A 26,654-nucleotide genomic window follows, 5' to 3' on the forward strand; every position below is an offset into this window, starting at 1 on the left:
GCGCACAGGGCGGGTCAATCCCCGAAGCCCGCGAAGCGGGTTGCCGAAGGCGAGGGATTGACGCGCCCGGGCGCCGTGGCGCCCCCTGCCCTTGCGCCCGCACGCGCATCCGCCGCGCACGAAGTGGTAGTCGACGGAGCGACGCGAAAGCGGCTCCAAAAAAGGCTTTGAGAGAGCCGCCAACGCGCTCGGCCATGTCGGTCATGGCCGAGGCTTCGTTTGTCTCGCGTTTTACTCGCCCGCGTGCAAGGCGGCCAGGGATCGCCCCGGCGCCGAAAGGCTGCGGTAGACCAGCGCGCCCGCACTTGCGCCAATCAGCCAGCCCCAGTCGCCCACGTTGAACATCACGCCATACGCGCCGGCTAGCGAAAGGCCGATCGACAGGAGCCCCGAGATCGCCAGAGCGATCAGCGCCTTATGGTTCCAGCCCCCGTCGTAATTGTAGGCGCCGCTCGGCGACATCGTATAGAGGTCGTCCAGCACGACAGACTGCTTTTTGACGAGGTAATAGTCGGCCAGCATGATGCCGAACATCGGCCCCAGCACGGAGCCGAAGATGCTCACGAACAGCGTAATGGCCGAAGGACTGGCGACGAACAGCCAGGGACAGACCAGGACCGACAAGATCGACGTGATAAGACCGCCCATCTTGAAATTGATCTTCTCCGGCTTGAGGTTGGAGATGTCGTAGGCCGGCGACACGAAGTTCGCGACGATGTTGATGCCCATCGTCGCAACGATGAACGTGATCGAGCCGATGATCACGACGACCGGGTTGCCGATCTTCTCGACGATCAGCACGGGGTCCATGATCGCCTGGCCGAACACCTTCAGCGTTCCCGCCGTCACAATCACGGTGATGATCGAGAAGACGAGAAAGTTGACGGGAAGCCCGAGGAAATTCCCCGTCTTCATCGCCGCTTCGTCCTTTCCAAAGCGCGCGAAGTCGCCGAAGTTCAGCAACAGAGCGGCGAAGTAGGCGACAATCAGCATCGCTGCATTGGCCATGACGCCGACGGTGGCGACATTCGAGGACGCCGGCGGGCTGAGCTGCAGCGTGAGACTGGAGAACCCGGCTTGGTAGAGCATCCAGATCGCCAGGGCGAACATCACGACATAAACGACGGGGCCGCAGAAATCGATGAACCGGCGGATGCGCTCCATCCCGCTCAGGAAGATGATGAGCTGAAAGAACCACATGAAAAGGAAGCTGCACCACGCCAGCGTCGACAGGCCGATGATGCTGTTGTGCGTCAGGTCGGCCGACGCGGGGATCAGCGTCACGACAAGGACCTGCACCGCTTTCGAGGCGAAATAGGTCTGCACGCCATACCAGACGATGCCGACGACGCCGCGCACGATGGCCGCGAGGTTGGCGCCCATCACGCCGAAGGAGACGCGGGCCATAACCGGGAAGGGAATGCCATAGCGCAGCGACGGGCGGCCAATGAGGTTCATCAGGAAGTAGACGGCCGTGATGCCAACCAGCATGGAGATGAGCACCTGCCAGCCCGTCAGGCCCAGGAAGAACAGGCTCGCGGCGAAAGTGTAGCCCCCGACCGAATGGACGTCCGACATCCACATCGCGAAGAGACTGAAAGCGCCCCATGTGCGGCCCGCCGGGGCCGTCGGCGCAAGATCGTGATTATAGAGCTGGGGATGGGCTCCGGTGATGACCAGCGTTGGGACTTCGCCGCTATGGGACGTCATGGTTCGACCTCGACATTTTAGGTCGCCGGCTGCGATGACCATGGCGGATGCAATCGCGCCGTCGAACGATTTGACCGGGCCGCTGCAGTCTGTGGTCCGGCGCCGCGCACCATGCGAAGCAGACCTGCTTTCGCAATTCGCGTGCCAGATTTATAACGATCGGTAAAAATTCTTGACCAAACCGTGCGCCGTTTGGCCGTAGCGCGCTATGTCCGCCGCGGCTTTCGGGCTGCGCGGGGTTGCGGAGCGGGCGTCTCTGCGAGGCCGAGTCCCCCAAGAACAAGCTGGACGATCGTGGCCTTCGCGGTCTCGTAGTCGGCGTCCTGCAAGGCTCGCTTGTGCTTCATAATGGTCATCTGGCTCATAAAATCGGCATAGGCCTGCGTCATGGCCCAGATGCAGAAGAAAAGATCGACGGCGCTGATGGGCCGGATGGCGCCGCTCGACGCCCATGCCTCGACGGTCGCAACCTTGTCCCGCAGGAGCGGCGTCGAAACCTTCTCGATGAAGCCGCCGATAAAAGCGGCGCCGCTGATGATTTCGTTAGCGTAGAGGCGGGACAGGTCCGGATGGTCGCGCGAGAAGTCGACCTTTTTGTGGATGTAACGGATCAAGATGGTCTGGATGTCGCCGGCGGTGTCAAGCGCCTCTAGTTCTCGCGCCCACATGTGCATGGCGCGCTCGAGAATGGCCCTGTAGAGGTCCTCCTTGTCCTCGAAATAGTAGTAGATATGCGGCTTGGCGATCGCGGCTTTCTTGGCGATCAGCGCCGTCGTGGCCCCGCGAAAGCCGAAATGGCCGAAGACGAACTCGGCCGCGTCGAGGATTTTCGCCTCGATATCCAGGCCAGGCGGCGGCTTGCGGCCGCCCTTGGGAGATTTTCTGATCCGGAACGCCTTCAGATCGTCGTATGGCATTTTGTTGGTCACCTCGTCCTTCGCCGCCGACCTCCCATCGCGATGGGATCAGACTGCGGCGTCGTGCCCTATCCAAACCTTGCATGCAACCGTGAGAAGCGGTTGGGACGCCCTTCGTCCCGACGCTTCCAGAACGCCACGGCGCACAGGGCGGGTCAATCCCCGAAGCCCGCGAAGCGGGTTGCCGAAGGCGAGGGATTGACGCGACCGGGCGCCGGGGCGTCCTCCAAAAGGGAGTCAAACCCCGCGCCGATTCACATCGCGGTCTTTTGAGAAAATCTCATTTCCCGCTTTCGCGCACGGAGTCCGGAGGGTATTTTGCCGTGGGCCAAGCCGAGAAGCCTGTCTCCAATTGAAAACGCCGAGCGTGAAGGGATCAAACCATGAAGGCCCCGGTCATTCGCATATCCCTAGGCAAATTTGACCCCGATATAGCCGCCCTCGTCGAGGAGAAGTTGAATGAAATGAGAGGGCGGGTCGAAAGCGGAATACGCGCGATGAACGGAAATATCGCCTTCTATGTCGGCGTCGACCGCACCAACAACGCCATGCACAATGTCAGTGTTTGGGAGAGCGTCGCCGATGCGCAGCAAATGGCGACTTTTCAACCGATGATCGATCTTGGAGCCGAGTTTGCCGCGTTTGGCGTCCGGTTCGACAGGCCGATTTTGAATTGCGATACGCTTTGGCAGTGGAGCGGCAAGTGAACCAGCGCGACGCGGCTGCGGGCTAGGCATTACGGTGACGCCCGGCGGCCCGCTCAGTTCCTTGCCAACGCCTCGACAATCGCCGCGGCCTGTTTCGTCGCAGCCTCGAATTCAGGCGTGGTCTTCATCTTGTCGTTGAAACAGGTGAGGAAGGCGGCCTGGCCCTGGCTGCGGAATTTATCCGCGAGCTTGCCAAGCTTGTCCTGCGATTTCGGGTCGTTGGTCCTAGCGGTCGCCTTCTCGGCGGCGTCTGCTTTTTTGTCGTAGGTCCCCAGCAGCGCGTCGCAGGCGGCGATCCCCTTGATCGGGGTCGCGGGGCGCGCGCTGACAATGAAGACGCGCCCCCCTTTTTCGAGGGCGACAAACAGCCGATCCGGCGTGTCGGGAATTTCGGGCCCGACGTCGGTGGTCGCCAGCATCGCCGTCGCGAATTTCGCGCCGGGCGGGGCAAGGATCGGGATGATCGCGTAGCGCGCGACGGCGGGCGCTATCTTGCTCAGGGCCTGGCTGTAGAACGCATCGGACCGCACCGCGGCGACGGCGGAGCGCGGCAGATCGCGGTCCGACTCCCGACGAGGATGGTGGAGGAGCCATTTGTCGAGCAGGCCATCGGTGGTGATGAGGAGGCGGCTAGCGTCGCCGACATACGCTTTGTCGTCAAAGTAATAGGCGAGACCATCGAGATTGCCGAGGGGCGCATCTGTCTCATACAGGTCGGGGTTGAGTTTGCCTTCGGCGGGAAAGCCGGTGAGCGCAAAAGAGCCGATCATGGCGTTTAGCCGCCGCTCGAGATCCTTGGCATCCTTTTCCTTCAAGGATTCGTGCGCCGCCGAATCTTCCGGGGCTTCGAGCGCCTTGAGCTCCGCGATATAGCGGTCCCGCGCGGCGACATAATCGTCCTCCGGCGACGCGGCGCGGGCGCCGGTCGGCGCCAGCAGCAGCGCGGCGAGAACGAGCGTCTTCACCCGACCGGGCCGGCGCCGCGCCTGCATTGCGAACATAGTCCTGTCTCCCGCTGGCGTTGAAGGCGCCTGATACCGCCGCCCGGCGTCGGCAAATTCCCGGCGCTCACTGTTTTTTCGCGCCCGCCGCGAGATCATCGGCGAGCGCGCCGCGCACGGACCAAGCCTTGGGCCTATCGTCGCCGACGGCGATGTCGTCGACGCGCCATTGGCCCGCCTCCTTCACCATCGCGTAGATCACGGAGACCCGCCCTTCGCCCAAGCGAGCGATGACGCGCGCGCGCGTCGCGTCTTCGCGCTCCGTTTTAATGACCAGGCCCCGGCCCGTGAAAGCTCTGGCCGCCAGATCGCCATTGCGGGCGCCGTCTAACGCCATGATCGGATCGCCATCGGCGATAATGAGGTTGGTGGGATCCTTGGCGGCCTCTTGCCGCGCGTCGATCGTCTGGGCGACGGCGCGGAAGGAAGCGGTGAAATACCGGCGTCGGAATGGAGCGTCGAAAAAGATGCCCAATCCCGGCTTAGCCTTCTCAAAACGAACCGCCTCGCGGTAGATATTGGCGACAACCTCGGCCGGCGCGCCTTGCGCGAAAGCCGCGTCAGAGCCGAACAGGCTCAAGGCGATCAAGACGATTGTCAAAAGTCGGCGCATGGGCTCCCCCGGCGCTGCGACGGCCTTGTCGCGTTACGGTCTGACTTTGGAACTCGGTGAGAGGCCGCGTCAACAGCCGCCGCGACTTCAAGCGGTTGCCCCATCGAGCGCCGAGGCGCCCTGACGCCCCACCCTCACCGCCTGGAACACCGCCCCACTTTCCTCATTGCGGGATCGTCCCGTAAGACAAACTGGCCATCAACGAGATCGACTGCCATGCGCCGATTCCTGCCGTCTTGCGCCGCCCTTTGTCTGCTCGCCGCCCTCGCCGCGTCGCCGGCCAGCGCCCAGGGCGACGCCAACGCGACGGTCTGCGCCGCGGACGACGACAGCGCCTTCTCGCCGGAGCAGCGCATCGCGGCATGCGACGCCATGATCAAGGCGGCGGGGAACGCGCCCAAGCAGGTCGCGGAGGCGCTCGTGGATCGCGGCCGGGCCGCCTGGTACGCCGGCCACACGAAGCGGGCCTTGGCCGATCTCGATCGCGCCATCGCGCTCGATCCGAACAACGCTCGCGCCTTTCGCGAGCGCTCCAACGCCTGGCGCTCGACCGGAGCGCTCGACCGCGCGCTCGCCGACGCGAGCGAGGCGGTGCGGCTCGATCCGAAGGACGCGAAGGCCTTCGACACCCGCGGCGACGCGTTCGTCGGCAAAAGCAAATACGATCGCGCGATCCAGGACTATGACCAAGCGCTGCGGCTCGATCCGAAACTGAGCCTGGCGTTCAGGGATCGCGGCGCCGCCTATTATTTCAAGCAGGATTACCAGCGCGCGATTGATGACTATTCCGAGGCGATCAAGCTCGATTCCCGCAGCGATCGCGCCTACTCCAATCGCGGCGCCGCCTACGGCAAGCTTGGCCGCAACAATGAGGCGATCGCCGACGTGAGCGAGGCGATCAAGCTCAATCCGTCGGAGCCCGCATATTACGACAATCGCGGCCTGTCCTACGCCGCGGAGGGCGATTTCGACCGCGCCATCATCGACTACAACGAGGCGATTCGGATTTCCGCGCGGGCCGATTTTTTCACCCATCGCGGCGACGCCTATCAGGCCAAGGGCGCGCTCGAGCCCGCGATCGCCGACTATGACCGCGCGATCAAGCTCAACCCGGCCTACGCCGACGCCTACAACAACCGCGGCACGGCCTATCGCCGCAAGGGCGACCTGATCCGGGCGATCGCCGACTATCAGGCGGCGTTGCGCATCAATCCGCAAGACGCGATGGCAGCCGAGAATCTCGCTGACGCCCAAGCCCTGCGCAAGCGATGAGGCGCGGTTCGACGGTGTGTCGCCTCAGGAACGTATGAGGCCAGTCGGCCCGAAGCTGCTGTTTTAGCCGACTCAAATGCCGCTATCAGAGCAAGTAATAATCGCCGCCATGCTTCGAATGCGGGCGGATCATTTTGTACATGTCGATAGGCCGTCGACAGCCTCAATCTCTGCGGCGCCCTTGTTTGCGCAAAGATGGCTGAGCAGGCTGTGGAACATTGAATCAGCGATCGCGGCATAGCCTTCCGCCGTCGCGTGCAAAGCGCCTGTACTCTCGGCCAGCACCGCATTCTCGAATGTGCCGATTGCGCCAGAGCCGTGCCAATTTGTGACGAGGAAAGCGTCGTTCATCGTTCGCACCCATCGTCGACGGGAATGATAGGGACGCAGGTCGCTCAAATCATAGGGCGTAGCCGCGCAGTTTGGCGCCTCCCCCGGATCGTGTGTTGGAATATTCAGGCGCTCGGCCGCCTTGGGTTCGCCCGCGACGCTGGGCGTACAATCAGCGTCGCTTGGCGCGGGCGCAGATTGCCCCGCGCAAAATCCGTGCGGCCAATAGCTCTCGGAAAAGCCTGAGACATAGGTCCAGGGAATGCGCGTCGAGACGTCGACGTCCCCGCTGCTTTTGCACGGGCCGTCCTTGAACCATTGCTCCGCCGCTTTCGACTCGTCGTCTGAGGGAGGCGCAAACCATGAAAACCGCCACCGGTTCAAACTACAGGCTGCGACCAGGACCGATCGAAGCTGGGGCTTCGGTCCATGGAGACCAAGAAAACCGCCCAGCGCTGTATGGACATCCATCGAGGCGTCCGCGTTTTGGCGGTTCTGTTCGGTGGCGTCGCACAGGCCATCCAGTCCCGCGCCGGCTGCGATCGGCATCGGATAGGAGGCGACAAAGATTCGGGACTGGTCATTGTCGCGGATCGGCAGCAATTTTGAAAAGGCGTCCCGAAGCTTTTCGTATTTGCTTCTGAGATAGCCGAGCCTCTTAAGGCCGATGTCGCCTGTCTCAAGATCGCCTCTGGAACTTAAGTAATCCGCCAGACTTCCAGGGATAATTCCGACTTCGTCCGTCGTCAGAACCACGTCGGCGACCATCGGCGCAAATCCGATATCGTTGCCGCCAATGCTCAGCAAGACGTAATCGATTGGCCTTCTCACGTGCGGACTATTCGCAGAACAACCCTTAAGCGCAATGGATGAAAAATTATAATCTCTATAAATTGCATTGTTATATTCGCAAATCGTATCGGCCGCCTTGCATGCCGCCGAATTTGGTTTGGCGGTGAGCAAGATCTTTTGATTGAATGCACTGTCGGAGCTCGAGCAGACAAGATCGGCGACAGCGGAAATCTGAGGCGGAACCTGACCGTCGTACGCAAAGCCGTCGGACTTGTGGAGCGCCTTGGCCGCCATCAGTCCTTCCAATATCCGCGCGCCGTTGCACGCAAAATCCAGATAGGTGACCGAGGCATGCGGAGACGTGATCGCTAGATGCAATGCGGTTTTGAATTCAGGCCCATATTGAGATCGAAAGCATCGCACATCCAACCATTGCGGGGCGGCGGCGACGAAGGCTTGCGATGAAGTTGTTCCGCTCTTCGCGGCATCCAAGCGAACAGGAAGCTGCTTGGAATTGACCGAGCCATAAGCAAGGCTGTCGAACCTGCCGATCCTCGCGGGCCGATCTGGGTTGCCGACCCCGGCGCCGAAAGAATCCCCCATTCCCACAACCAGATAGTCCTTGACGATCACCGGAAGCGGTTTTGACGTTGCCGGAGGTTGGCCCGGAAGCGTCACAATGACAGAGATATTCGCGCCCGTTGGTTTTGTTTCGTCGGCCGAGTAAGGGATTTCCGCCTGCGCGCAAGCGGCGTCTTCGTCGAGCTTGATGGGACAGTCGCACGTCGTCGCGTTGTGAAGCCCGCCCGTAAACCCGTTTTCGTTCGCCAGCTTGGCGTAATTTGCCGGTATGTCGCCAAACGTCTCAATATGCCAGGAACACTGCGCCGCCGCCAAGCCTGGCGCCCGCAACAGGATGCGATGCGTGTTCGGGACGGCAAAATTGTCTCCGCAAACATCGTTCTTCACGAATTCGAAATGCTCGCGATCCCAGCAAAGATCATTCTTACCCAGATTGTCCGAAGCCCAGCCTAGGGGGCCTTTCGCATGAGCGTCTTCGAAATCTTGCTGTAACGCCCGCTCCGAACATAAAATCCAATTGCTCTTGGACCGACAATTGTCCGTGTCTTTGTCGAACGCCAAGTCTTCCTTCTTGGCCTCGGCGGCGGCGGCGTAAAGATAGCGCCTGAACGCTTGCGGCTCCTGATAGAAACGAAAGCGGTTATAAACCTGCCACTCGATTTGCGGCTCCGTTGCTGTTGCGGCCGCAGAAATGTCCGCACTCGCACAAAAACACCAGACGATCGCAACGAGCAGCGCGTCGACGACGCCTCTGAGAGTTGGAGCGTAAACATTTCGGAACAACGCGCTTCGCCGCATACCGTCCCCCCCGGGCTAGTGCGCAAGGCCCAATCGATATGACGGCCCGACGCCGATTGAACCTATCAAAATGTCGATGAAACTCGGAAGCATCTGGTTTGAACCGTGAATGTTCAAAAATGAGCATCCATTCAAAAAGTCGGCGCTTCGATTATACGGCATACGCTCATTCGGCAGTGGGTGACGCATCTTCGTTTCTCCCCACCCGCCCCCGCCCCTACAACAGCGACGCCAACCGTCGTATCCCCTCGCCGATCTCCGTGGCCGTCGGCAGCGAATAGGACAGGCGGATCGTATTGTCGCCGCCGCCGTCGTGAAAGAACGCGCCGCCCGGCACGAAGGCGACTTTCGCCTCCGCCACCGCGCGTTTCAGCAATAGCGCGCCATCGATCCCCTCGGGCAGCGTCGCCCAGACGAACAGGCCGCCTTGCGGCTTCGTCCAGCGCACCGATTTGGGCATATGCGCCTCCAGCGCGCCGAGGATGGCGTCGCGCTTGATGCGGTAATGATCCCGCGCCGTCTCGACCAAGGCCTCGTAGCGCGTCGCAGCGAGGCGATGCATCACCATCTGGTTGATCACCGAAAGATTGAGATCGCTCGCCTGCTTGATCAGCACCAGCCGGCGGATGATCGCGCGCGAGGCGCAGATCCAGCCGACGCGCAGGCCCGGCGCGATGGTCTTTGAAAACGTGCCGAGATAGATGACGCGCGAGGCGTCGAGCGAGCCCTGCTGCGCGATGTCGAGCGCCTGCAAGGTCGGCAGGGACGCGCCCTCGAACCGCAGCGCCTGATAGGCGGAATCCTCCAGGATCGGCGCGTCGAGTTCGCGCGCGAGGCGCAGAAGATGATGCCGCGCCTCCAGCGACAAGGTCTCGCCCGTCGGATTGTCGAAATCGGGCACGACATAGGCGAGTTTGACCTGGCCGCTCGGCGCGGCGGCTTTGGCCGCGTCCGCATAGGATTGCGGCGTGCGGTTGCCATGTTCGGGGCGGATCGTGTCGTAGCGCGGCTCATAGGCCGAGAACGCCTGCAGCGCGCCGAGATAGGCGGGCGCGGTGACCAGCGCGGTGTCGCCCGGACTGATCAGCAATTTGCCGAGAAAATCGAGCGCCTGCTGCGAGCCGGCGGTCATCACAATGTTTTCGGGCGCGGCGGGCGAGCCGAGCCGCGTCATCTCGCGGGCGATCCAGGCGACGAGCGGCCCATAGCCTTCGCTGACCGAATATTGCAGCGCCGCGCCGGCGGAGGCCGGCGTGGCGAGCGCCGCGGCACAGGCCTCAGCCGCCGCTTCGGCGGGAAACAGGCGCGGGTCGGGAATGCCGCCGGCGAAGGAAATGATGCCGGGCTGGTCGAGCAGCTTCAGCAATTCGCGGATTTCCGACGCCTTCATCCGCTCCGCCCGACGGGCGTAGGCCGGCTCCCAGGAATCGGTCGCGGGAGAATCTTTTGCAAGAGATGTCATGTCGGCGCCCAAGGTGCGGATAGGACGCAATAGGACAGTATTGTTGACTTAAATGCAAGGCGACGTATGAAAGGGCGGCGCCTCAGCTTCAGAAAGCAACATGCGCCGCAGCGACACGCCGTAACCCGCGAGCGACCCAGCGAGCGTTGTGGATCAACTCGTCGGGAGTCGAAGGGTTCGACGGGTGAGCAGAAGCAACGCGTATCCCAGACAAAAACCAACCGTAACCAGCCCGCCAATCGTCAACCATCGCTTGGGTAACGCCTCTTCATCTTGACCGATAACGCGATAAAGACCGTTGATCTCGACCATTTCGGCATCGGACAACCGTTTTTTGGGCAACGTCCGGTCGGTATAGAAATATTTAGTCATCGCGTTGAATTCGAGTTCGCTTCCGATGAACATTTCGGAAGGGTTCACGTCGGATGTGACATGGCTATAGCGGTCATACGGGAATTCTTGTGAGGCGCGGATATCAACATTGTTGAAGTCCGGCTTTGTGGCGTCCGGGTGAAACCAGCCTGGTGAAAACAACCCCACCGGCCCCATGCGGGGCAGATGCGTAATCGGCTGGTTGACGATTGCGACCACTCTCTGCTCGGCCCGCGCGGTCTCTGCATTGAGCTTCTCGATATCTGGAAGTGTCCAGAAGATAACACCGATGACGGCCGCCAAAAGACTCGTCAAACCAAACAGGCCCACGATAGGGCCCATAGCGCGCGCCGGTCTCGCCGTACGTTTAGATGGCGCAGCCGGGGCGCGGATTTCGCGTCCGCGTCGACCGAAAACGGCGCGGGGCTGATCATCGATGCTCATCCCCCCATCTTGAATAAAGCAGGCTAACGCCACGTTAGCAGGCGCTCGGTTTTGGCTGAGAGGTCGGCTGCGGGTCGAAGGGCGTCCAAAGCTTTCGGCCGTAAAACGGACGTCAAGTCCGTCGGCCTGCACCCGCTCATGCGTTCGAGTTTAGTGCCGCCCGACTCGCGCACCCCCACAATGCTCGCCCCCGGACGACAATCAAATTGTGACCTGGAAATCGTGGTGATTGCTCGTTGGGTCGCACAAGTTATCTTGGAGTTCATTGCCCGATAACGCAGTCCCTTCGCGCTGCCGATCAAATCGAACCTCCTAGATTAACATTTCATCCAGCACGTCGCGACTGCGCAGGAGTTCTGCGGCAGAGATCGCCCCGCTAAACGAAATCTACATATCGGAAAGCTTATAACATCCAGGTGGGCGAGGCGCGCCGAGTGTGGAGGGTGCGATGGTGGAACCATTCGGCAAACGACGCATCCCCCCAAGTCCGGCGATGGGGAATGGTGAGGGTGGTGGTCGCGGAGGCCAGCAGAATGCGAGGTTCCCCTGGTCCAATCAACCCGATTCTCCCGCCTACGATATCGGCTTGGGAAATCTTATGCACACCATGCGCGCCGCCGTCGCTGTGGATCGTAGGCTCCACGCGGAAACGCTCATCTGCGCCAGCGGACTTGTAGCCGGCTTTGCAGCGCAGAGCGCGCTGCTCTTGCAGGTCAGAGCGCTCAATGGGTCGGCCCCGAACGGTAAGCTACTCATCGTTCAACCTTATCGAGACGGCCCTCGATATTTGTTTGGGGATCCTCTCAACGAAATGCTCAAGACGGCGTTTGGATGGTCCCGGGGAGGCGCTTTGGCCGCAGGGCTGCCATCAGATAGCATTCCGGCGGTCGATGAGAGCTATCGTTACGTCGCGCGAATGATCAGCCAGCAAAACAGCCAGTTCTGCGTGGGTCCGGAGCATCAGCCGCTCCTCCATCCGGAAAAGCTGTTTGCATCCATTTGGCCGCACTGTTGTCGAGCGCTCACGAGCATCCCGCTCGGAGATCGCAACTATTCTGCTTCCAGTTGGAGGCACGCGTGGCCTTTGATCGCGGCGTACGTGACGGGGCAATTCATTGCCGAAGTAAAGGATGTTTTAGAGCCCAGCGTTTCTATTGTGCTGGCCTTTGAAACATCCCTCTACGGATCGAAGCTCGATCCAAAGCTTGTTGGCGAAGCCGGCCTACCAGCAAGTTTCTAAAATGTTCGGCCCAAATCAGATACCCTTGCGTCGAGACGTCGTCTCCCGCGAGGCTCCTAAATCGAGAAGGCAAGGCCGGATGGCGTTTGGCAAGCGAGTAGGCAATCCTTTCGGCCGCGTCGGCGGAGATGAACCCGCGCCTTCTGCGTGGCCGCCCATTGAGCGTCGGCCGGACTTGCCAAATTCAAGATTCATTGGATTGAATTTGATTCAAAGCGGGGATGGAACAAAAAACGAGTCCGCTGAGTCGCAGCAGCGCATAATCAACCTTCTAATTGATGCGCATCGCGAAGAACGCGGCGTTCAAGCGGAGACCATACTGAGCGCAGTGGGAGCGCTCGCCGGATTCGCTGCCCAACAGGCGATTTGGGAGAGCGTTGTGAAAACCGGCAAGATGAGCTCTTCGCAAATATTTATTCCAATCAAGGTCAACGGCGAGCAATATTATCTCGGCGACTTTCTAAATTTGATCTTGGCGTCGCTAAAAGAAGGGCAGCTATCTATCTGGCGGATAGTCGCGGGGGCATTGGTGAAGGCGGAAGAAGGGCCGATGTTCGATATCAATCCAATCGCAGCAAACATTGTCAAGACCATGGGAACAGCCGCTTTTGGCACGCCGACATGGCCCGATAACGAAGTACTGCAAGAATCGCCAAAACAGTCGTTGCGACATTGGCCTCGCATCAAAACGATTTTCATTACCGCTGGGGACGACCCACTTCACTGGTCCCTGAAACTTGCGATAGCTGCACAAAGGTTAATCGAGGCGTCGAAGGGAATAATTCCTGCGCAAAAAGCGGCCTTCATTGTCATGGAAGCTGCAATTTCGATGTCAAAGATCGATCCAAGGTTGGTGCCTGGCGGCTCCTACGTCGATTGATTCGATCACGCAATCGCGCGAGGTTCGGAAATTGCGGGGGCGGAGCTCATGTCCCCAGCACACTGTTGACGACTTAGTCGTCGGGCCGCAGCTTCTTGCGATCGTCGGCGTCGAGGGTTTTCTCGAGAATCTGACGCCATACCGCTTTGGCGTCTTTTGGTGAAATCGCCGTATCGTCGGCCCTCAGCGCGAAGACAAGATTATACTTGTTCGTGATGTTTCGGCTCGACGAGGTCCAATCCGCGATTGTAAACCCGTTCAGAACGGGGTCGATGGCTGCGGGCGCCGTCGCGATTCTGATGTCAGACGATCTCTTGGTCCCTCCTTGAATGGTCGCGAGCGCCGAATCGCTCCGATGTTTGTCGCCTTGCAAGGTAAAGTGGACAATTTGGTTTGCGTCGTTCCTCGCCGATCCCGCGAGGTTGAACTCGATGGCCTGTTTCATCACCAAGGCCCGGAAGCCCACGTGCTGGTCGTTTCCGGTGACGGTCGCCTCAACAGCTTCTTTCTCGGCCATCATCCTGCCTCCTGCCGAACGTCGCGAACCCGGACGCCGTCAACGTCATTGTAACGCAAGTCGCACGGTAGTGAACGCGGGGTTTGTCCCGATAGTTGCTCTTCTCAGGCGGGAATACCCGATCTCGCGTTTCCAACGCGAGGCGGCGCGCTCCAACGCGTCGTCGGAAAATAAACGCGCTATTGGGATCGCGGGCGCCTCGCCCGCTGCGGCGGGGACGGCGGCGCTCCCAAGCGCGCGCTTGGGTCGATTCGATCATTCTCCCACGCTTCCTACGGGCCCGCCGCCTTGCAGGCGGGATTGGCGATCTTGACACGTCGATTTTGTGCGCGGCCGCGCATGCCCGCGCCCCTCATCCGAAATTCTCCAGATGGAGGTCTGGATCGGGGCAGCATTGCCCGCGCTGAGGGCGTTTTTCAAGCCAGCGTTCGAGTTGCGCGAGGCGCACCGCCTCTGGCGGCGACCGCATTCGCGGTCGTCCTTGATCGAGATCGGAGAAGTCGCGGTCGTCGTCTTCCATGACGGTAGTGTGCTCCTTGCCGCCATATATCGTGGATGTTACGTTTTCGTCGCCGGAAATCGTCAAATAGATTTTCAGATGAGAACAGTAACATTCGTGCGCCTGCTCGCCTCGACGCTCGCGCAATCAGAGCCGCACGTCTTCGTGTACAACTCGCCGCATACGCACCTTGAAATTACTCAGACGATGCCGCAGAGGGTCACGATACGAGCCAATTGGCCAAACAAGGAATACATTAAGGTGATTGCGCCGGTTCGGCAGAGCGCCGACTGCAGCAGAATCACTGAACAGCTCCAGTTCAATATTACCAAACCTCCAGCGCATGGAGTGTTGTGTTATAGGGAGGAGATCAGGCCGGTAGAGAAGTCTCGCCCGACGTCTGACGCATGCGTTGGAACGATCACGCCAGCGCGGGAGGTTTATTATCGGCCGTACAGATTGTATGTCGGCACAGATTCGTTTGCATTTTCATATCTGGGCGCCACCAAGCTTCTTGACGGTACCGTCGAGGAAGAGATCAGAGTGGACCCGCCGGGGGAGCCGCGACCACCCGGAGAGCCGGACGTGAACCAAGCTCCGGGTCTGATGTCGAAATGCAGCGAACCTCTGATGTAGTTGCGACAACTCCGAATGCCTCCGCTCCGCGCTCGGCTACAAAAACGCCGTTGAGTTCGAAGCTGATCTCAGCCGGTCTCGCAACCGCCAACCAGAAGCAGAAACCGCCCTGTCACTCAGTTAGACGTGTCTCACTTTTGGGAGGCACTCCAGTTAATCGGCGCCTACGCGCGCATCAGATATCAATCACGATGGAAGCCGTCTCCCGCGCCGGCTCACAATCGACCTCGGAACGCATCGATCGTCGCCAAAAGCCGCGCGGGCTGCTCGATCTGCGGAAGGTGTCCGCATTCCCGGATCAGATCGAACTGACCGTTCGGGAAGGCCGCCGCGAAAGCGCGGCCGTAGGCTGGCGTGACGACGCGATCGCTTTCGCCCCACACGACCAGCACCGGTTTCTGGACGGCCTTCAGCCGGCCGCGCAGCGCCGGATCGGACATCTTTCCCGCGCCGCTATAGACCGCGAGCGCGGCGAAGTTCGAAGCCGTCAGGGCGGCCTGTTCCGGCGTGAACTTCGTGGGATCCATGCGGAAAGCGTCGGCGTTATGATAGCTGTATGATGACAATTCGCTGCGCGGCACGGAAAAAACATCGAGGATCGTCTCCCCGGGAACCTCGATGCCGACGGCGTCGACGAGAACGAGACCGGCCAGACGCGACGAATCCTGCGCCGCCATTTCCGCGGCGATCCAGCCGCCCATCGAGGACCCGACGACCAGCACGTCGCGAAGTCCATGTCGATCGAGCAGCGCGAGATAGGCGCTTGCGATATTCTCCACCGTGCCGAACCATTCCGGCCGCGCGGTCTCTGCAAAACCCGGATGGGTCGGCGCGAGCACGCGCGCCTCTTGCGCCAATGTGTTGGCGAAGGCTGCGACGGAAGCGGGACCGCCCCCGCCATGCAACAGTAGGATGGGCCGGCCTTCGCCGCGATCGTCGACGACGAATGTCAGGCCGGAATCAAAGGTCTCGATATGGGAATGGTCCTGCGGCATTGGGCTCTCCTGCGACGGGCTTGGCGGCGACGCCGATGTTGACGCCCCTGCATGGCTTAATATAAGTTAATTTATATAAGGATACTTATATCGATGTCAATCTCTGTGCAAGCCCTCGGCCGCGCGATCAAGCAACTGCAATACAAACATCACCGCGCGCTGGAGACGCGTCTCGTCGCCATCGGCGCGTCGCTCGCCCAATGGGACGCATTGCGCGCCATCGAACAGAACCCCGGCGCATCCTCGCACGATCTCGCCGAACTGACGTTCCAGACCGATCAGTCCTTCGGCGCCCTCGCGACGCGCCTCGCCGCCAAAGGCCTGGTCGAACGCGAACCGGGCAAGGGACGCGTCATCGGTTATTGCCTGAAAACCAAGGGCGCCGAACTGCTCAGACGCGGCGATGCGGCGACCGAGGAAGAGCTCACGCGATCCTTCGCGCCGCTCAGCGAAGAAGACCGGCGGCGCCTTCAAAAGCTTCTCGACCGTCTTTTGTAACAGGCGCGAAGGTCGGGGCCGCCTTGCGCCCCGCCCTACTTGCCCAGCGAATACGCGATCACATAGTCGCCCGTCTTGGTGCCGAACGAGCCATGGCCGCCGGCGGCGGTGACGACATATTGCTTGCCGTCGACCGCATAGGTCATCGGCGTCGACTGGCCGCCCGCCGGCAGGCGGTCCTCCCACAATTCAGCGCCATTGGTCACGTCATAGGCGCGGATGAAATAATCGCTCGTCGAAGTCAGGAACGCGACGCCGCCCGCCGTCGTCATCGGGCCGCCGAGGCTGGGCACGCCCATCGGAATCGGGATCGGCAGTGGCGCGCTGTCGCGGATCGTGCCGTTCCTGTGCATCCAGGCGATCGTTTTCGTCTTCAGGTCGATCCCGGCCATATAGCCCCAGGGCGGGCGCAGGCACGGCAAGCCGATCGGCGAGGTGAACGGGTGCAACACGACGCCATAAGGCGCGCCATACATCGGCTGCACGCCGATCTCGCTGCCGGAGGGATGCGCGTCATTGGGCGCCTCCGGATTGTCGGGACCGCGCGGGATCAGCTTGGAGACGAACGGCATGGCGATCGGATTGGCGATCGCGATCTGCCGCACCGGATCGACGGCGATCCCGCCCCATTCGAACATGCCCAGATTGCCGGGGAAAACGAGCGTGCCCTGCAAGGAGGGCGGCGTGAACGTGCCCTCGTAGCGCAGTTTATGGAACAGGATGCGGCAGGCGAGCTGATCGAACATCGTCGCGCCCCACATATCGGCGCCAGTAAGCTTCGCCTCGGGACGGAACGTTAGTTCCGAGAAAGGCTGCGTCGGCGACACATGGTCGCCCGGCGCCGCACCTTGCGGCACGGGCCGCTCGGGCGCCGGCACGATCGGCTTGCCGGTGCGCCGGTCGAGCACGAACAGATTGCCTGATTTGGCCGGTTGCATGACGGCCGGGACGATGCCGTCGGCTGTCGGCAGGTCGACCAATGTCGGCTGCGACGGCAGGTCCATGTCCCACAGATCGTGATGCACGGTCTGGTACGACCAGACGCGCTTGCCGGTGTTGATGTCGAGCGCCACCAAAGCGCTCGAATAGCGCTCGGCGTCGGCGTTGCGATTGCCGCCCCAGATGTCGGGCGTCTGCACGCCCATCGGCAGATAGACGAGGCCGAGCTTAGGATCGAAGGACGCGGCCATCCACGAATTGGCCGAGTTATTGGTATAGAAAGCATGCGTCGCCGACGGCAGCGCATTCTCGTCCGCCGCGCCCGAGTCCCAGGCCCAGATCAGCTTGCCGGTATGGACGTCAAAGCCGCGGATCACGCCGGACGGCTCCTCGGTCGAATAATTGTCGATCACGGCCCCGCCGATGACGATGATCTTGTCGCTGACGATCGAGGGCGAAGTCGGCTCGTAGAAGCCCAGCGTCTTGACGCCCATGCCCTCCTGCAGATCGAGCGTGCCGTGGTTGGCGAAACTCTCGCATGGCGCGCCGTTGTCGGCGTTGAGCGCTATCATGCGCCCGTCATTGACGGGCAGGAAAATCATGCGCGGGCAATCGGTCGGCGCCGGGGCGCCGTCGTTGTCGAGCGCGCCGGGCTGCGTCTCATGATAGGAGACGCCGCGGCAGGTCAGATGCTGGAAGGTCGGATTGTCCTGCACCTTCGGATCGTAAGACCAGCGCTGCGCGCCCGTCTTGGCGTCGAGGGCGAACAGACGCTGATGCTGCGAGCAGAGGTAGAGCGTGTCCTTCACCTTGATCGGCGTGACTTCGAAAGTCGTCTCCACGGGATCGTTCTTGCCCGCCAGATCGCCGGTGCGGAACGTCCAGGCGACTTTCAAATCCTTGGCGTTGGCCGGCGTGATCTCAGCCAGCGGCGAATAGCGCTGGCCAAAGTCCGTCCGGCCATAGCTGCGCCAGTCGTCATCGGGTTGACCGGCCGCGTCTTGCGGCGGCGACGCGGCGCCGGCCGCGGCGATCGCGCCGTCGATCTCATGATAATTAGAGCCAAGACCGATCGCCAGCACGACGACGCTCGCGGCGACGCCCGCCCATAGCGGCAGAGTCGCGGCCCGGCCAGCGGGCGCGGCGAGATTGCGTGTGATCCAGGGGGTCAGCAGCCACAGCGCAAGCAGGAACAGGATGTCGCCGCGCGCCGCGAGCGGCCACCAGTCAAAGCCGATCTCCCATATCGCCCAGGCCAGCGTGCCGATCAGGACGGCGGCATAGACCCACAGAGCGGAAGGCCGGCCCGCCAGCAACAAAGCGCCGGTGATCAGCACGCCGAGACCCGCGATGACATAATAGAGCGACCCGCCGAGGATCGCGAGCCAGACGCCGCCGGCCGCCAGGGCAAGACCGATCAAGGCGTAGACAAGCCCGGTTATCGTGATGATGGCGGACGATCGTGATGGGGATGGCATCGGCCTTGTCCTCGCTCAAAAACGCCAGGCGCGGCGCCGGGAGGCCAACTCCCATTTTCCGAAAATGGCTGGTCGCGCCAAACGCCTGAACTACGGAAAGGTTCCTCTTGCATCGGCAGGATTGCAAGAAATGCCTGGCGCCGCAAGGACGCGCATGATCAAGTCGCCGGTTATTCCCGTAGGCCTCCGATGGATCGCAGGATAATCGACTATTACGACAGACTTGCGCCGTCCTATGACGCGGATCGGTTTGGCAATTCCTATGGCCGCTTCCTCGATGCGCAGGAGCGCGCGCTGCTCGCCCGCCTTTTGCCCGCCGGCGCCGATCGCGTGCTCGATCTGGGTTGCGGAACGGGCCGCCTGAGCGATCGCGCCAGTCATGCCTGCGACGCCAGCGTCGAGAGCCTGCGCGCCGCCGCCGCGCGCCACGCGAGCGGAAGGTTTTGCGCCGCCGATATCGCCGCTCTGCCCTTCCGCGCGGAGAGTTTCGACGCCGCGTTCAGCTTTCACGTCTTCATGCATCTCGATCGCGCGGCGATCCAGGCGGCCTTCGCCGAAGTGGCGCGCGTGTTGCGCCCGGGCGGCGTTTTCATCGCCGATGTCGCTTCCGCTTTGCGTCGCCGCCTGCTGCGCCGCGCGACCTCGGGATGGCATGGCGGGACAAGCCTGACGCGCGAGGAATTTGCCGCGATCGGCGCCGATGTGGGACTGCGGATGACCGATTGCGTTGGAATCATGCTCGCGCCGATTCATCGTCTGCCGCGGGCTTTGCGCGCGCCGATCGTCGCGATGGATCGCCATCTTGCCGCGCTGGCGCCCGATCTCGCTTCCTATATCGTCGGACGCTTCGTGCGGGACGCGCGCCGATGATGGGCCCGGCGCGCCGCTTGTTGCGCCGCGCCGCGCCCGAACCCTTGCGCCTCAGCGTAGCGGCGCTGCGCCGCGCATGGCGCGATCGGCTGACGGGCGACGCGTCGCGCATGCTGGGGCCCGACGCGCGGCGCGCGCCTGGCGATCTCAATGTCGCGCTTCGCATCGTCCAGCCGATCCGCAAAAGCGTGCATTGGCAAGGCAAGCTCGCCAATCTGCGCCTCGCCGCCGCGCGCTTAGATGGAATCATCGTGGAGCCGGACCGGCTCTTCTCTTTCTGGAATATTCTGGGCCGCCCGAGCGCCGCCAACGGCTTTCACATCGGCCGGTCGATCCGCGCCGATCGGCTCGAAGCCAATGTCGGGGGCGGATTGTGCCAGATCAGCGGCCTGATCTATGAAATGGGCCTGCGCGCCGGCATGGCGATCGCCGAGCGCCATCCCCATACGCGCGACATCTATTCCGAAGATGCGCGCTTCACGCCGCTCGGCCTCGACGCGACGGTGGTCTGGGGTCACAAGGACCTGCGCCTGCGCAATGTCCTCGCTGAGCCCATCGTTTTCGCTTTCACCGTCGCCGACGATGCGATCGAAGGGCGCATTCTGGCGCCCGCGCCGATTGTTCTGGCCGAGCTTGCGATCGACCGCCGCGACGATCCCTCCGGTCATCGACGCCTCGTCAGCGTCTCGCGCCGCTTCGCCGCGCAAAGTCTCCAACGCGTCAGCCAGGACGAATACCTGCTCGCGCCGGAATCGTCGTAACGGCCGCGGGGCGGATCGCGCAACATCATTGCGCCCGACGCGCGCATGAGCTTTGATGGGTCGGATATCGCGCGTTACTGGGGGGAAACGCAATGAATCGGAACCTGAGATGGCTGGTTGTGACAGCGGCCGCGGCGCTGTCGATCCTTTATTTGTCGGCGCCGACTTGGGCCGCCGGCGCCCTGGCGGTCGGCCATTGCGGCGTCGACGGCTATTCCTACAACAATGCGACCGATCAGGAAGCCCAGGACGCGGCGCTCAGCCAATGCGGCCCAGGATGCCGGATCGTCGAGACGTTTCAAAAGTCCTGCGCCGCCCTCTCGACCGACGTCAACAAGAGCTGCGGCGCCGAAGGCTGGGGCACAGGATCGGACCGCGGCGCTGCCGAAGAAATCGCCGTCCGCGAATGCATCAATCAGAGCGGCGAGCGATGCGAGGTCAAGCGCTGGGTGTGCGATTGAGGCGCATTCGCATTGGACAATCGCGCCATTTGACTGATCGCATCGGGATTTGACCTATTCTCCACGCCCGCGCGATGATCGCGCTTAATCGCTCAATCGAGGATCAAATGCGCGGTATGCTCGTCTGTAATGAGGGCGTTGGCGATGCGCCCGTCCAATGCGGCCTTGATCGCCGGGACTCTGATCTTGCCGGTCTGCACGATAACCGTCGGTCGAACCGCCGGAATCGGCAGCCGGAACGAGGTCAATCGATTATGATAGCCCGATCCGATCATGACGCCCGTCTCGTCAATGCATTGGCCGAGCACCTCGCCAACCGCGCCAGCCTCCATGGCCTGTGCAAGTTCAACATCCGTGATGAAGCCGTCGACGTGCAGCGGAGCCTTCCAACCAATGTGGCCAATTCCCATCATGACAACGCTCGCCTCCTCGACGAGCGATAGGTAGAAGCTGTAGGCGATTTGCGCTTGAAGCACTTCACGATCGGCGACCGTGTTTGTGACGACGGGCATGGGTAGCGGATAGCATTGTGCGCCAACGCGCTCGGCGAGCCGCATGACGACATCGTGGGGAGCAGCGCGGCCCTGCCGGGTAAGATTCCCCATCAGCGATACGCATTTGTGCTGTGGCCGCGCCATGGGCGCGATACGCGACACGATCTCACGCATGGTCGAGCCATTGCCCACCCCGATAGTGACGGGCGCCTTTTGGCTGAGAAAGTTCTCAAGATAGATGGCGGCTGTCGCGGCGATCGTCGCAACGTCTTCTTCGACCCCGGCTCGGCTCGGCGCGATCTCGCAATGGACGAGATCAAATCGTTCGCGGAGACGTTCGGCCAGCTCGATGCATTCGGCCAGCGGGTGGATCAGTTGCAGCCGGATGAGGTTCTCGCTGGTGGCGAGCGCAATCAGTCGCTGCACGACAGGGCGAGACAAGTTCAGATCCGCGGCAATTTGATCCTGCCGCCGCCCCTTGACGTAGTAAAGCCAGGCGGCGCGGGCCGCGAGATCCAGTTTGCGTTCGCTGGGCGGATCAAGACCGTTCGGCGCGTCTTTAGTCATGGCGCCGTATGGCCTCCTTAGCCTGCGGAAAGTCCAAGGATTTCGGCCATGGTGCCCCCGACGACGAGTTCGTAGACCGCGCGATCGGTTGTGCAGCGCGGCATTTTCTTGAATTCCCACTCATAGTCCACGAACGGCGAGTCGGTGCCCCAGATCACGCGCCCCGGTCCGAGCTCGCGCACCGCGGTCGTTATCTCATGAATCGGAACGCGTGAGGTTTCAAGATAAAGATTGGGAAGCTCCTTGGCGTAAGCAATGGCCTGCTTGGTTCCCCAGAAAAAGCCCATATGCGCCATCAACAGCTTAACCCGGGGAAACCGTCGCGCCATTTCGGCAAATTCCGGAGGGGCGTTGAGCAGATCGCTCGCCCCGTGGACGATGATTGGAATGCCCAGACTGTCGGCCTCCTCAAACAGCGGGTTGACAAGGAGCGGGTCGCATAGATGGAAGCCATTCAAGGTTGGGTGCAGCTTCAGGCCTTTGAACCCCCAGTCCTTCACGCAGCGTCGAACCTCCGCCGCAGCGCCGGCTTCCCATGCGTTGACCGCGCAATAGGGGATGAGCCGATCGGGGAACTGATCGTAGGCGACTTTCACCTCGTCGTTCGTGAAGTTGCCTTCGACGAAGGGGAAGATCACGCCCTTCGCCACGCCGGCCTGATCCATCTTCGCGACGAGTTCAGCGGCGCTTTGGCTTGCGCTGGCGCGAACGCCGATATGATTGTGAGCATCAATAACAAGCGACATCCGAGTTTTCCCAAGTGTTAGGCGGGCCGACGCAAAGCGCCGACCGCCATGGCGAGTAGAATGAAAACGCCGTTCAGCGCGAAACGCGTCGGCGCGCCAAGGCCGAGTATCGTCAGTCCATTGCTCAAAAAGGAGACGAATAAAGCCCCCACGACCGTGCCTGGAATCGAAAGAGTTCCGTTCCGGGAGGCGAGAGTGCCCAGATAGCACGCTGCAAAAGCGTCGAGCAGGTAGGGCTCCGCGCCCCTGGGAACGGCGATCGCCGTACGCGAGGCCATCGCGACGCCGGCAATCGCGGCAAAGAGCCCACTGACGACGAAGCCCGCGGCGAACACCAGACGCGTATCGACGCCCGCTAAAAAAGAGGCCCGAACATTGCTCCCGACCGCTCTTGCATAACGGCCGAAGGACGTCAGCGCGCTCAGCCCCCAAGCCAGGCAGAAGACGACGATCGCCAGGATCACGAGAGCCGGAATGGAGCCAATTGTCTTCTGGCCGAGAAACAAAAAGTTTTCGGTAATGGACCGCGGTAAAGTGAACAAGATCTGCGGCTCATTGCCCTTCGTGTAGATCATTTCCCCGCTTCGAATGATGAACATCGTGCCTAGTGAGCCGATGATGGCGGGAACGCCGAGATAAGCCATCATAACGCCGTTGAGGCTCCCGATCAGGACGCCAAGAACGACCGGCGCTACAAACGCCAACCAGACGGGCTGGTGATGGATCAGCAATGCGGCCGCGGCAAGCGCGGCGACGTCGGCGATCTGCGCAACGCTGAGATCAACCCCTCGCAAGAAGAGAACGATAGTTAGGCCGAAGGAGAGGATGACCAGGACCGTGCTCTGCCTCAGCACGTTTCCGACATTGCCGTAGGATAGAAAGCTCGGATTAATGACGCCCACGAGAAGGAGCACGGCCGCCATGCCGACGATCGCGCCATAGGCCCGAAGGAATTCGGTGAGAGGAAGCCATCGCCGTAGCGGATGTGGGTCGGTTGTCGCCTGCATGTCGCCCCTAGAAGATCGTAATCTGTCCGATGCCGCGTTTGCCGATGACGCCGATCAAAATAGACAATATGAGCACGCCGCCCTGGATGCCGGGCAATGCGAGATTCGACACGCCGAGAAGAATCAATCCGTTCGACAGGGACGCGAGGAATAGCGCGGCGACCGTGGTGCCGACCATGTCGAGCTCGCCCGTGCGCGACAGGCTGGTGCCCAGGAAAGCGGCGGCGAGCGCGCTAATGAGAAAGTCAAAGGCCACCGCAGTCGCAGACGCGCCATAGCTGTACGACGCGAGCACGACGCCGGACAGGCCGAGCACGGCGCCCCCCGTCAAAAACGACGTCAATACCGCACGCCGCCGGTCTATGCCTCGGAGCTGCGCGGCGGCGAGATTTTCGCCGACGGCGTACATCCGCAGGCCCGCGCTTGTGTGTTTGAAGAGAACGTGGAGAGCCGACAGCGTGACGGCAAGCAAAATGGATATGGTGGGAATCGAGCCAACTGCGCCCTGCCCGATGCCGAAGAAGAAGGGCTGATCGTACAGCGTCAGGGCCTGCCCGCGATTGAAGAGCAAAGTGAGGCCCATCGCGACGAACATGCTGCCCAGCGTTGCGATGAATGGCGGCATGCGGAAGAGCAGAACGAGCACGGCGTTGAATAATCCGGTTGCGAGCCCTGCCCCCACGCCAACAATAAGAGCGGCCGCCGTTCCCACGCCTTTGGCGATAGCGCCCGCGGCGAGATTCGACGCCAACTGGTTGATCGCGCCGGCGGACATGTCAAAACCGCCGGCGACCAGGACCGCCGTGAGTCCGAGCGCCACGAAGGCGAGGAGACTGCCCTGCTTCAGCACGTCGAGCAAGTTCGCTGGCGAGAGGAAGTTTGGCGCCATGGCCCCGATTGCCGCGAAGACCAGCGCCATACCGGCGATCGTACCCCATCGGCTCAGGACCGCGCCCAGGGAGGATCGCGCCCCAAGATCCTTGGCCGCCGCGGATTGCGAGACATTGAAGGCGCGGTTCGAGGACTGGGCGTCCGCGGCCGTCGCAAGGCTCATCAAACTTTGAACGTCGAGGTCTCTCGCCGCATGCGTCGCGGTTACCACGCCCCTGCGCATGACGGCGATGCGGTCGCACATGCCGATGAGTTCCTCGAAATCGGAGGAAATGAACAATACCGCGGCGCCGCCGCGGGCGACCGCAGTCATCTGCTTATAAATCTCGACCTTCGAACCGACGTCGACGCCGGTAGTCGGTTCGTCGAAGATGAAAACGCGCGCGTCGCGGAGCAGCCAGCGGCCAATGACGACCTTTTGCTGATTGCCTCCCGAAAGATTGCGGGTCAGCGTGCTCAGGTTTGGAGGAATGATGCGGAGCCTCTCGACAAGATCGTTGGCGGCGGCGCGCTCGACGCCGAGCCGCAGCAGACCCCAACGGGTAAAGCGCGCGATAGCGGCGAGCGAGAGATTTTCGCGCATCGAAAGATCGGTGATGAGCCCTTCGTGACGTCGGTCTTCCGGAATGAGCGCAAAGCCCTGCCGCTTCGCAGCCCTTGGGGAACTGGGCGCGGAGGGTCGGCCCGCCAAGCTGACGGAACCGCCGGAACGACGCAGGGCGCCGATGAGCGTCATGGCGAGTTCAGTCCGCCCAGCGCCCAGGAGACCGGCCACCCCCAGGATCTCGCCCGCCCGTATTGTCAGTGAGACATTGTCGACGATTTTCTTGTACGACAATCCCTTGACGACGAGCATGGGCTCGCCCAGCGCAACATTCTCTTTAGGAAAGAGTTGGCTCAGCGAGCGTCCGACCATTTGGTCGATGACTTGTTGCCGCGTTGTCTCAGCCACCGCGTGGGTGGACACGAGACGGCCGTCTCTGAGCACTGTGATGCGGTCGGCGAGATCGAATACTTCATCGAGATAGTGCGAGATATAGATGATCGTCACGCCAGCCGAGCGAAGTCTGCGCACGATGTCGAACATCGTCTCGGCCTCGGCGTTGCTGAGCGAAGCTGTTGGCTCGTCGAGGATGAGCACCTTGGGCTCGCGCAGGAGCGCGGCCGCAATGGCGACAAGCTCACGCTGAGCCACACTGAGGTCGCGCGCGAGGGCGGTGACGGCGAATCGTGCGCCCATGCGATCGAGCAAGGTTTGCGCGATTCGCCGCATGCTTCCAAAGTCGAGGAGACCGCCGCGCACGATCTCGCGCCCAAGAAAAATATTGCGGGTGACATCGAATTGGCCGACCAATTGTTGGTCCTGATGCACAATCACGATGCCCGCGGCTTCCGCGGCGGCGGGACCTTCGAGTTGCGCGCCGCGCCCCTCGATCAGGATTTCGCCGCTCGTTGGCTGGTAGACTCCGGTCAGGACTTTGACGAGCGTCGACTTTCCCGCTCCATTCTGTCCCACGAGCGCATGAATCTCGCCTCGGCGCACCCCAAGGTCGATCCCCTCGAGCGCCGCTACGCCTGGGAAAAGCTTGCGGACGCCGCGGCATTCCAGCGCGAATGGCGCTGCCGATAACGCTTGGCGCACATTCTGTTCGGTCTGCGTTTTCGCCATGCGAACTTCTGGCCATCCTTTTGGCGAACTGAATTCGGAGTGCGTCCCGGTCAGGGCAATGTCGGATGAACAACCAGGACAGGTTCAGTCTGTGGGAAGCGGCCGGAAATTTCCTTAGGATCCATGTCGATCTGCTTCCAGACGTCATTTCCCCAGCGACGTTCGGCAGCGGCGACTCCATTCGCGTGGGTCGCCACATAGGCGTCGGTGAACATGAAGCTCGGAAAGTCCTTCTTGCCGCTGAGCGCGGCTTCGATCGTCTGGCCCGCCAGTTCGCCGATATGCGGGACGTCCTGAGCTACCGTGGCGACAAAGGGACTGCCCGACGAGAGCAGCATCTGAAAGCCAATACGGTCGCCATCGATCGACGCCACTTTAATTTCGCTTCGGCCGGCCTGCTGGATGGCTTGTACCGCTCCCGACGTCAGAAGGTCATAGGCCCCCCATACCGCCGCAATGCCGCCCGGCGTTGGATTGGCGGTGAGAATATCCTCCATTTGAGTCTG

The 26,654-nt window shown here is 61.8% G+C and carries 24 protein-coding genes; 9 read left to right on the plus strand and 15 right to left on the minus strand.

Annotated features, from left to right (window positions below; translation table 11 throughout):
- Window positions 1-231: 231 nt before the first annotated feature.
- Both GSQ90_RS02910 and GSQ90_RS02915 read right to left on the minus strand, forming a co-directional pair.
- Complete coding sequence (locus tag GSQ90_RS02910; protein WP_158813127.1) at window positions 232-1,710, minus strand: NCS1 family nucleobase:cation symporter-1; 1,479 nt, start codon at window positions 1,708-1,710, stop codon at window positions 232-234.
- Between the two features lie 206 nt (window positions 1,711-1,916).
- Window positions 1,917-2,639: a TetR/AcrR family transcriptional regulator gene (locus GSQ90_RS02915; RefSeq protein WP_158813129.1), complete on the minus strand. Its 723-nt coding sequence runs from the start codon at window positions 2,637-2,639 to the stop codon at window positions 1,917-1,919.
- A 371-nt stretch (window positions 2,640-3,010) separates the two neighbouring features.
- Here GSQ90_RS02915 and GSQ90_RS02920 point away from each other — a divergent pair, with 371 nt between their 5' ends.
- On the plus strand, window positions 3,011-3,334 hold the full coding sequence (locus GSQ90_RS02920; RefSeq protein WP_158813130.1) for a hypothetical protein: 324 nt from the start codon (window positions 3,011-3,013) through the stop codon (window positions 3,332-3,334).
- 53 nt (window positions 3,335-3,387) lie between these two features.
- On the opposite strand, the gene GSQ90_RS02925 is transcribed toward GSQ90_RS02920, so the two are convergent.
- Together GSQ90_RS02925 and GSQ90_RS02930 are read right to left on the minus strand one after the other, a co-directional pair.
- Window positions 3,388-4,335, minus strand: a complete 948-nt coding sequence (locus GSQ90_RS02925) for a hypothetical protein (RefSeq protein WP_158813132.1) — start codon at window positions 4,333-4,335, stop codon at window positions 3,388-3,390.
- A 67-nt stretch (window positions 4,336-4,402) separates the two neighbouring features.
- On the minus strand, window positions 4,403-4,948 hold the full coding sequence (locus tag GSQ90_RS02930; protein ID WP_158813134.1) for a hypothetical protein: 546 nt from the start codon (window positions 4,946-4,948) through the stop codon (window positions 4,403-4,405).
- Window positions 4,949-5,164: 216 nt separating this feature from the next.
- On the opposite strand from GSQ90_RS02930, the gene GSQ90_RS02935 reads away from it, so the two are divergent.
- The gene (locus tag GSQ90_RS02935) at window positions 5,165-6,220 is read left to right on the plus strand and encodes a tetratricopeptide repeat protein (RefSeq protein ID WP_158813136.1); all 1,056 of its coding nucleotides are present in this window, start codon (window positions 5,165-5,167) and stop codon (window positions 6,218-6,220) included.
- 129 nt (window positions 6,221-6,349) lie between these two features.
- On the opposite strand, the gene GSQ90_RS02940 is transcribed toward GSQ90_RS02935, so the two are convergent.
- From GSQ90_RS02940 to GSQ90_RS02950, 3 genes are all read right to left on the minus strand, one after another.
- A complete protein-coding gene (locus GSQ90_RS02940; RefSeq protein ID WP_158813138.1) occupies window positions 6,350-8,707 on the minus strand; it encodes a hypothetical protein in 2,358 nt (785 codons plus the stop codon).
- Window positions 8,708-8,939: 232 nt separating this feature from the next.
- The gene (locus tag GSQ90_RS02945) at window positions 8,940-10,184 is read right to left on the minus strand and encodes a PLP-dependent aminotransferase family protein (RefSeq protein ID WP_158813140.1); all 1,245 of its coding nucleotides are present in this window, start codon (window positions 10,182-10,184) and stop codon (window positions 8,940-8,942) included.
- 153 nt (window positions 10,185-10,337) lie between these two features.
- Entirely contained in the window at window positions 10,338-11,000 is a 663-nt protein-coding gene (locus GSQ90_RS02950) for a hypothetical protein (RefSeq protein WP_158813142.1), read from the minus strand.
- Between the two features lie 448 nt (window positions 11,001-11,448).
- Between GSQ90_RS02950 and GSQ90_RS02955 the strand changes: the two genes are divergently transcribed.
- Together GSQ90_RS02955 and GSQ90_RS02960 are read left to right on the plus strand one after the other, a co-directional pair.
- Complete coding sequence (locus GSQ90_RS02955; protein ID WP_158813143.1) at window positions 11,449-12,240, plus strand: hypothetical protein; 792 nt, start codon at window positions 11,449-11,451, stop codon at window positions 12,238-12,240.
- Window positions 12,241-12,319: 79 nt separating this feature from the next.
- Window positions 12,320-13,120, plus strand: a complete 801-nt coding sequence (locus GSQ90_RS02960; RefSeq protein WP_158813144.1) for a hypothetical protein — start codon at window positions 12,320-12,322, stop codon at window positions 13,118-13,120.
- 73 nt (window positions 13,121-13,193) lie between these two features.
- Here GSQ90_RS02960 and GSQ90_RS02965 read toward each other — a convergent pair whose 3' ends face one another.
- Window positions 13,194-13,637: an acylphosphatase gene (locus tag GSQ90_RS02965; protein ID WP_158813146.1), complete on the minus strand. Its 444-nt coding sequence runs from the start codon at window positions 13,635-13,637 to the stop codon at window positions 13,194-13,196.
- 370 nt (window positions 13,638-14,007) lie between these two features.
- Here GSQ90_RS02965 and GSQ90_RS02970 point away from each other — a divergent pair, with 370 nt between their 5' ends.
- Window positions 14,008-14,772, plus strand: coding sequence for a hypothetical protein (locus GSQ90_RS02970; protein WP_158813148.1), 765 nt, complete (start codon window positions 14,008-14,010; stop codon window positions 14,770-14,772).
- A 215-nt stretch (window positions 14,773-14,987) separates the two neighbouring features.
- Here GSQ90_RS02970 and GSQ90_RS02975 read toward each other — a convergent pair whose 3' ends face one another.
- Window positions 14,988-15,767, minus strand: a complete 780-nt coding sequence (locus GSQ90_RS02975; protein WP_158813150.1) for an alpha/beta fold hydrolase — start codon at window positions 15,765-15,767, stop codon at window positions 14,988-14,990.
- A 93-nt stretch (window positions 15,768-15,860) separates the two neighbouring features.
- Here GSQ90_RS02975 and GSQ90_RS02980 point away from each other — a divergent pair, with 93 nt between their 5' ends.
- Window positions 15,861-16,265 carry a MarR family winged helix-turn-helix transcriptional regulator gene (locus tag GSQ90_RS02980; RefSeq protein ID WP_158813152.1) on the plus strand — a complete coding sequence of 135 codons (405 nt, stop codon included), beginning with the start codon at window positions 15,861-15,863 and terminating at the stop codon, window positions 16,263-16,265.
- Window positions 16,266-16,300: 35 nt separating this feature from the next.
- Here the strand turns inward: GSQ90_RS02980 and GSQ90_RS02985 are convergent, their stop codons facing one another.
- Window positions 16,301-18,682 carry a glucose/quinate/shikimate family membrane-bound PQQ-dependent dehydrogenase gene (locus GSQ90_RS02985; protein ID WP_158813153.1) on the minus strand — a complete coding sequence of 794 codons (2,382 nt, stop codon included), beginning with the start codon at window positions 18,680-18,682 and terminating at the stop codon, window positions 16,301-16,303.
- A 189-nt stretch (window positions 18,683-18,871) separates the two neighbouring features.
- Between GSQ90_RS02985 and GSQ90_RS02990 the strand changes: the two genes are divergently transcribed.
- The 3 genes from GSQ90_RS02990 to GSQ90_RS03000 all read left to right on the plus strand — a co-directional run bounded on the left by GSQ90_RS02990 (window position 18,872) and on the right by GSQ90_RS03000 (window position 20,774).
- Window positions 18,872-19,552, plus strand: coding sequence for a class I SAM-dependent methyltransferase (locus GSQ90_RS02990; protein ID WP_158813155.1), 681 nt, complete (start codon window positions 18,872-18,874; stop codon window positions 19,550-19,552).
- Window positions 19,549-20,313 carry a VanW family protein gene (locus GSQ90_RS02995; RefSeq protein ID WP_158813157.1) on the plus strand — a complete coding sequence of 255 codons (765 nt, stop codon included), beginning with the start codon at window positions 19,549-19,551 and terminating at the stop codon, window positions 20,311-20,313. Before GSQ90_RS02990 ends, GSQ90_RS02995 begins: the two co-directional genes overlap by 4 nt.
- A gap of 92 nt (window positions 20,314-20,405) precedes the next feature.
- On the plus strand, window positions 20,406-20,774 hold the full coding sequence (locus GSQ90_RS03000) for a DUF4189 domain-containing protein (protein ID WP_158813159.1): 369 nt from the start codon (window positions 20,406-20,408) through the stop codon (window positions 20,772-20,774).
- 92 nt (window positions 20,775-20,866) lie between these two features.
- On the opposite strand, the gene GSQ90_RS03005 is transcribed toward GSQ90_RS03000, so the two are convergent.
- The 5 genes from GSQ90_RS03005 to GSQ90_RS03025 form a co-directional block, all read right to left on the minus strand.
- Entirely contained in the window at window positions 20,867-21,835 is a 969-nt protein-coding gene (locus GSQ90_RS03005; protein WP_158813161.1) for a sugar-binding transcriptional regulator, read from the minus strand.
- Window positions 21,836-21,852: 17 nt separating this feature from the next.
- Window positions 21,853-22,581 carry an amidohydrolase family protein gene (locus tag GSQ90_RS03010; protein WP_158813163.1) on the minus strand — a complete coding sequence of 243 codons (729 nt, stop codon included), beginning with the start codon at window positions 22,579-22,581 and terminating at the stop codon, window positions 21,853-21,855.
- 17 nt (window positions 22,582-22,598) lie between these two features.
- Window positions 22,599-23,588 (minus strand): ABC transporter permease, encoded by a 990-nt coding sequence (locus GSQ90_RS03015; protein ID WP_158813165.1) that lies wholly within the window; start codon window positions 23,586-23,588, stop codon window positions 22,599-22,601.
- A gap of 7 nt (window positions 23,589-23,595) precedes the next feature.
- Window positions 23,596-26,148, minus strand: a complete 2,553-nt coding sequence (locus tag GSQ90_RS03020) for an ATP-binding cassette domain-containing protein (RefSeq protein WP_158813167.1) — start codon at window positions 26,146-26,148, stop codon at window positions 23,596-23,598.
- A 50-nt stretch (window positions 26,149-26,198) separates the two neighbouring features.
- Window positions 26,199-26,654 (minus strand): substrate-binding domain-containing protein (locus GSQ90_RS03025; protein WP_158813169.1); only part of this gene is annotated, 456 nt, incomplete at its 5' end.

It is taken from the genome of Methylocapsa sp. S129, assembly GCF_009765995.1.
GTDB lineage: Bacteria > Pseudomonadota > Alphaproteobacteria > Rhizobiales > Beijerinckiaceae > Roseiarcus.

Excerpts from the sequence above, each read along its gene's own strand:
- GSQ90_RS02910 (WP_158813127.1), bottom strand. The coding sequence starts at position 1,710 with ATGACGTCCCATAGCGGCGAAGTCCCAACGCTGGTCATCACCGGAGCC.
- GSQ90_RS02920 (WP_158813130.1), top strand. The coding sequence starts at position 3,011 with ATGAAGGCCCCGGTCATTCGCATATCCCTAGGCAAATTTGACCCCGAT.
- GSQ90_RS02925 (WP_158813132.1), bottom strand. The coding sequence starts at position 4,335 with ATGTTCGCAATGCAGGCGCGGCGCCGGCCCGGTCGGGTGAAGACGCTC.
- GSQ90_RS02930 (WP_158813134.1), bottom strand. The coding sequence starts at position 4,948 with ATGCGCCGACTTTTGACAATCGTCTTGATCGCCTTGAGCCTGTTCGGC.
- GSQ90_RS02935 (WP_158813136.1), top strand. The coding sequence starts at position 5,165 with ATGCGCCGATTCCTGCCGTCTTGCGCCGCCCTTTGTCTGCTCGCCGCC.
- GSQ90_RS02945 (WP_158813140.1), bottom strand. The coding sequence starts at position 10,184 with ATGACATCTCTTGCAAAAGATTCTCCCGCGACCGATTCCTGGGAGCCG.
- GSQ90_RS02950 (WP_158813142.1), bottom strand. The coding sequence starts at position 11,000 with ATGAGCATCGATGATCAGCCCCGCGCCGTTTTCGGTCGACGCGGACGC.
- GSQ90_RS02955 (WP_158813143.1), top strand. The coding sequence starts at position 11,449 with ATGGTGGAACCATTCGGCAAACGACGCATCCCCCCAAGTCCGGCGATG.
- GSQ90_RS02960 (WP_158813144.1), top strand. The coding sequence starts at position 12,320 with ATGGCGTTTGGCAAGCGAGTAGGCAATCCTTTCGGCCGCGTCGGCGGA.
- GSQ90_RS02965 (WP_158813146.1), bottom strand. The coding sequence starts at position 13,637 with ATGGCCGAGAAAGAAGCTGTTGAGGCGACCGTCACCGGAAACGACCAG.
- GSQ90_RS02970 (WP_158813148.1), top strand. The coding sequence starts at position 14,008 with ATGGAGGTCTGGATCGGGGCAGCATTGCCCGCGCTGAGGGCGTTTTTC.
- GSQ90_RS02975 (WP_158813150.1), bottom strand. The coding sequence starts at position 15,767 with ATGCCGCAGGACCATTCCCATATCGAGACCTTTGATTCCGGCCTGACA.
- GSQ90_RS02980 (WP_158813152.1), top strand. The coding sequence starts at position 15,861 with ATGTCAATCTCTGTGCAAGCCCTCGGCCGCGCGATCAAGCAACTGCAA.
- GSQ90_RS02985 (WP_158813153.1), bottom strand. The coding sequence starts at position 18,682 with ATGCCATCCCCATCACGATCGTCCGCCATCATCACGATAACCGGGCTT.
- GSQ90_RS02990 (WP_158813155.1), top strand. The coding sequence starts at position 18,872 with ATGGATCGCAGGATAATCGACTATTACGACAGACTTGCGCCGTCCTAT.
- GSQ90_RS02995 (WP_158813157.1), top strand. The coding sequence starts at position 19,549 with ATGATGGGCCCGGCGCGCCGCTTGTTGCGCCGCGCCGCGCCCGAACCC.
- GSQ90_RS03000 (WP_158813159.1), top strand. The coding sequence starts at position 20,406 with ATGAATCGGAACCTGAGATGGCTGGTTGTGACAGCGGCCGCGGCGCTG.
- GSQ90_RS03005 (WP_158813161.1), bottom strand. The coding sequence starts at position 21,835 with ATGACTAAAGACGCGCCGAACGGTCTTGATCCGCCCAGCGAACGCAAA.
- GSQ90_RS03010 (WP_158813163.1), bottom strand. The coding sequence starts at position 22,581 with ATGTCGCTTGTTATTGATGCTCACAATCATATCGGCGTTCGCGCCAGC.
- GSQ90_RS03015 (WP_158813165.1), bottom strand. The coding sequence starts at position 23,588 with ATGCAGGCGACAACCGACCCACATCCGCTACGGCGATGGCTTCCTCTC.
- GSQ90_RS03020 (WP_158813167.1), bottom strand. The coding sequence starts at position 26,148 with ATGGCGAAAACGCAGACCGAACAGAATGTGCGCCAAGCGTTATCGGCA.